The following is a 4,863-nucleotide window of genomic DNA, read 5'->3' on the forward strand; positions in this document are numbered from 1 at the left end:
ATGAACGTCAGACCCTCGGCCTCGACGATCTTCTCCACGGACTCGCAGGCGGCGGCGGCGTCCCGCGACGACTGCGGAAGGAAAGCGATGCCGGTGGCGTAGCTGCCCGGCTCGGGGAGCTCGAACTCGCCCTGTTCGGCGCAGACCGCCCGCAGGAACTCATCGGGAACCTGCAGCAGGATCCCGGCGCCGTCGCCGGTGTTCGGCTCGGCACCCTGCGCGCCGCGGTGCTCCATGTTCAGCAGCGCCGTGATGGCCTTGTCGACGATGTCGCGGCTCTTGCGGCCGTGCATGTCCGCGACCATCGCGACACCGCAGGAGTCGTGCTCATAGGCCGGGTTGTAGAGCCCCTGCCGCAGTCCCTGGTCGCTGGGCGCCATTCCCACCTGCCCCTTCACACCTGCATGGAAAGCCAACTGTTGGCAGCCGTCATCGACGGCCGTCGCCGGCCGGGCGGGGGGTGCGTCTGCGTGCAGCACTGAACGACGGGACTGCCCACTCGCCACGAATGGAGAAACGATATGACAAACCCCGCCTGACATGCCAACTTAGTCATACCTAACCAGGCGCCCCCGAGCCGTGGCCGAGGATGGCGCCGAGACGCCGAGCTTCGACCCGAGATCCGTTGCCGTGCTTGATGAATGGACGATGGCGCCCAGACCGAATCTCCGGACTCCGAATTAACACTTCCGCCATGATCCCCCAACGAACTTTGCCATGGAGACAGATAATCGGCTCTTGGTGCGACGATGGCGTTCGAGAAATTTGCTGCAAAGCTGATCGGATTCTTAGACACGACGGTCGGCGACCACTTCGACGCTGACGGCGGGGCTGAGGTCCAGCCGCCGCAGCAGTTGCGCGTTGAGCGCCACCACGACCGTTGACAACGACATCAAGATCGCGCCCACCGACATCGGCATCACGAACCCGATCGGCGCCAGCACCCCCGCTGCCAGCGGCACGGCGATCAGGTTGTATCCCGCTGCCCACCAAAGGTTTTGCTCCATCTTGCGATAAGCGGCACGAGACAACCGAATGACCGACAACACCGAGCGCGGGTCCGAGCTGGCCAGGATCACACCGGCCGAGGCGATGGCCACGTCGGTACCGGCGCCGATCGCGATGCCGACGTCGGCGAGGGCCAAGGCCGGCGCGTCGTTGACTCCGTCGCCAACCATCGCGACCACGAGACCTTCGTCTCGTAGCTCCGCGACCTTCGCGGACTTGTCCCGTGGACGCACGCCCGCGAAGAATCTGGCGATCCCGAGCTCGCGTGCGACCGATCTGGCGACGGGCTCCGCGTCACCGGTGATCATGACGACCTCGATGCCCATTGCCTGCAGCGCCTCGACGGCCGGTCGGGACTCGTCGCGAATCTCGTCGGCCAGCGCCAGCGCGCCCACCACGGCCCCGTCGACGAGGACGTGCAACACGGTCGCGCCATCCGCGCGCCACCGTTCCGTTGCGGGCAGCTCGCCCTGACCTGCTTCTTCGAGCAACGCGGGTCCACCGACCCGGATCTGGTGTCCCTCCACGACCGCGGCCACCCCGACCGCGGGGGTCGAGCTGAACTGGCTCGCACCCGGCACCGCCAGCCCGCGCCTGGCCGCCTCGCCGACGATGGCTCGCGCCAGGGGATGTTCGGAGTCCGACTCGGCCGCGGCAGCCAGCGCCAGGACTCGGTCTGCCCGACCGTCCACGGAGGCCATCTCGGTGACCGCGGGCTCGCCCTTGGTCAGGGTTCCCGTCTTGTCGAACAGCACTGCATCGACGTTTCGCATGCTCTCCAGCGCGAGCCGGTCCTTGACCAGGACCCCGCCGAGGGCGGCCCGCTCGGTCGCGATGGACACCACGAGCGGGATGGCCAGGCCGAGCGCGTGCGGGCAGGCGATGACGAGCACTGTGATGGTCCGGACGACGGCGTCCTGCGGACTGCCCACGAATGACCACACCACCGCCGTGATGACCGCCGAGCCGAGCGCGAACCAGAACAGCCAGGCGGCGGCGCGGTCGGCAAGCCGCTGGGCACGGGATGTCGAGTTCTGTGCCTCGCTGACCAACCGCTGGATTCCCGCCAACGCCGTGTCCGCGCCGACGGCGCTGACCTCGATCCTGATCCCAGAGTCGGTGGCCACGGTCCCTGCGACGACCGTGTCGCCCACTCCGCGCCGGACAGGGCGGGATTCTCCGGTCACCATCGACTCGTCGATCTCCGCCGTGCCCGCGACGATCCGGCCGTCGGCGGGAATGCTGCCGCCGGGCCGCACGACGGCCACGTCTCCCACCCCGAGTTCGGCCGGTCTCACGGTGGTGATCACCTCACCGTCAGGTCCGTCCTGCACGCGCTCGGCTTCGTCGGGCAGCAGTGCCGCCAGGGAGTCCAGCGCCGACGTGGCCTGGGCAAGTGAACGCATCTCGATCCAGTGGCCGAGCAGCATGATCACGATGAGCAGCGCCAGCTCCCACCAGAAGTCGAGTTCGTGGTGCAGCAGGCCCAGTGTCGCACCCCAGGAAGATACGAACGCGACGGTGATCGCCAGACCGATCAACAGCATCATTCCTGGTGCTCGCGAGCGTATTTCGCTGATCGCGCCGGTCAGGAACGGGCGGCCGCCCCATGCGTACATCACCGTGCCGAGCAACGGCGATATCCACCGAACACCGGGGAGGTCGGGCACCGGGTACCCGAGGATCATCGCGAACATCCCGGAAAGGGCCACCGTCGGGATCGCCAGCGCGGACATGATCCAGAACATGCGGCGGAACTGGGCGACGTGACCGGCGTGCCCAACGTGTTCCGCATGGTCCTGGTGCATGATCACGGCATCATGATATACCCCCTGGGGGTATATATCCATCGGTGAGACCTCAGGCTGAACCGCAATGCCCCACCATCCGCTCAATACCCCAATCGGCAGATTCCGCATCGAGACCCTCGAGGAGGGCGCCGACGGCTGCGTGGCCGCGATGCCGCTGGCCGGCCTCGTCAGCCCCGTCACCGGTCTTCCCAGCCTCTCTCCGCTCGCCGTCCTGGTCGACCACGTCGGCGGACTCATCAACCACCACCGCCGTGGAACCCGCGAGTGGACGGTGTCCAGCGAGCTCACCCTCGACCTGACGCCCGATGCGGCGGCGGTGGTGTCCTCCGGTGGCGACGCGCTGGTGTGCGCCACCTCCCGGCCGCTGGGCACCAAGGGCGCCACCGCGATCAGCGAGTGTCACCTCCGCATGGGCGACGTCGTCATCGGCAGCGGGGCCGTGCGCTCCTTCTACGTCGAAGCTCCCGCCGAGTACTCCGAATCCCCCATCGACGAAGGCTCCATGGAGGCCAAGTTCGGGCTGGCTGCCATGATGGCCGTTGGCACGCCACGGGTCGACGGCGACGCTGTCGTCCTTCCCCAGCGCTGCGATCAGGTACTCAACAACAGCATTGGTGTCGTGCACGGCGGAATCGCCTCTGCCGGGCTGGAAGTCGTGGCCGCCGCGGCGGTCAACCACGGCAGGGCCGATGACCCATTGAGCACGGCCTCGCTCCGGGTGAACTTCCTGCGCCAGTTCTTTGCCGGTGACGAATCACGCTATGTGGGAACCGCATTGCGGGTCGGACGCCGCAGCGGTGTGGCTGAGGCACGAGCCATCGGCACTGACGGCAAGCCCGCCATCATCGCCAGGGTCACTGCCTACCGATAGGCGGTCGGTCTCCATCTGGACAAGATTCGGCAACGAAGCTCCCGAAACCATTTGAACGCGTGCGACCCTCAGATCACTGGCGCTCGCCGACGCGCGCCGAGGGAGGCTAGTCCCATGACCGCACCTACGATGATGCACCGACTCGCAGCCGAATTCATCGGAACCTTCTGGCTGGTACTCGGTGGTTGCGGTAGCGCGGTCTTCGCCGCGAAGTTCCCCTCCGACGGCACCGCGCTTGGGATCGGATTCCTCGGTGTGGCACTGGCATTCGGCCTGACCGTGCTGACGGGCGTCTACGCGTTCGGCACCATCTCCGGCGGGCACTTCAATCCCGCGGTGACCTTGGGCGCGGCGATCGCCCGACGGGTCGAATGGAAGGCGCTGCCCGCCTACTGGATCACCCAGGTTATCGGCGGTGTCGTCGCCGGCCTGGTGATCTACGTGATCGCGAAGGGCAAGGACGGCTGGTCGGCAGAAGGCAACATGGCCGCCAACGGATTCGGCGATCACTCCCCCGGCGGCTATTCGTTGGTGTCCGTCTTTATCGCGGAGATCGTGCTGACCGCAGTGTTCCTTCTCGTCATTCTCGGGTCGACAGACGATCGGGCACCAAAGGGCTTCGCGGGCTTGGCGATCGGGCTGACGCTCACGCTCATCCACCTCATCTCGATCCCCATCTCGAACACGTCCGTCAACCCCGCACGGTCGACGGCGGTGGCGTTCTTCAACGGCAACGGCGCGCCGGCACAACTGTGGCTGTTCTGGCTGGCCCCACTGGTCGGGGCGGCAATCGCGGGCGCTGCCTACCCAATCCTGTTCGGCCGCACCGAGGAACTCGCCGACCGTCCGGTCCGAGACGACGCACTGGAGGAGGTGAACTGACCGAAGCGCAGTCGGGCCCGCGTCCCAACGGGATGCGGGCCCGATTTCGGTTGGCTACTTGGCGGGAGCCTTCTTCTTCGTCGTGCGTGCTGCCTGCTTCTCGGTGGTCGCGCCCTCGTTGGAAAGGTTTCCACCCGCACTCTCCAGGTGGGCACGGACGAACCACTGGAACTTCTCCAGCTCCGCGGCGTGCCCGATGAGCATGTCCTGCGAGACGGGATCGAGGTCCTCGAGGGTGTGGATGGCCTTGCGGGTGTCTTCGTTGACCCCGGTGTAGACCAGGTCCAGCGC

4 protein-coding genes and 1 pseudogene are annotated in these 4,863 nt (G+C 67.0%); 2 read left to right on the forward strand and 3 right to left on the reverse strand.

Translation table 11 applies throughout. From position 1 onward, the window contains the following. Positions 1-380: hypothetical protein (locus ACRDUX_RS03150; protein ID WP_526410940.1), on the reverse strand; the 380-nt coding region annotated here is incomplete at its 3' end. A gap of 408 nt (positions 381-788) precedes the next feature. Further along, entirely contained in the window at positions 789-2,816 is a 2,028-nt protein-coding gene (locus tag ACRDUX_RS03155; protein WP_526410942.1) for a heavy metal translocating P-type ATPase, read from the reverse strand. Positions 2,817-2,883: 67 nt separating this feature from the next. Here ACRDUX_RS03155 and ACRDUX_RS03160 point away from each other — a divergent pair, with 67 nt between their 5' ends. Further along, complete coding sequence (locus ACRDUX_RS03160; protein ID WP_526410936.1) at positions 2,884-3,690, forward strand: PaaI family thioesterase; 807 nt, start codon at positions 2,884-2,886, stop codon at positions 3,688-3,690. A gap of 114 nt (positions 3,691-3,804) precedes the next feature. Further along, on the forward strand, positions 3,805-4,572 hold the full coding sequence (gene aqpZ / locus ACRDUX_RS03165) for an aquaporin Z (protein ID WP_526410938.1): 768 nt from the start codon (positions 3,805-3,807) through the stop codon (positions 4,570-4,572). A gap of 54 nt (positions 4,573-4,626) precedes the next feature. Here the strand turns inward: aqpZ and ACRDUX_RS03170 are convergent. Beyond that, a pseudogene (locus tag ACRDUX_RS03170) lies at positions 4,627-4,863 on the reverse strand (DNA starvation/stationary phase protection protein); the annotation flags it as partial.

This window comes from Mycobacterium sp., assembly GCF_050701675.1.
Classification (GTDB): Bacteria; Actinomycetota; Actinomycetes; order Mycobacteriales; family Mycobacteriaceae; genus Mycobacterium.

What these genes read in the sequence shown, in the direction of transcription:
- ACRDUX_RS03155 (WP_526410942.1), bottom strand. Translation starts at nt 2,816, where the DNA reads ATGCACCAGGACCATGCGGAACACGTTGGGCACGCCGGTCACGTCGCC.
- ACRDUX_RS03160 (WP_526410936.1), top strand. Translation starts at nt 2,884, where the DNA reads ATGCCCCACCATCCGCTCAATACCCCAATCGGCAGATTCCGCATCGAG.
- aqpZ (WP_526410938.1), top strand. Translation starts at nt 3,805, where the DNA reads ATGACCGCACCTACGATGATGCACCGACTCGCAGCCGAATTCATCGGA.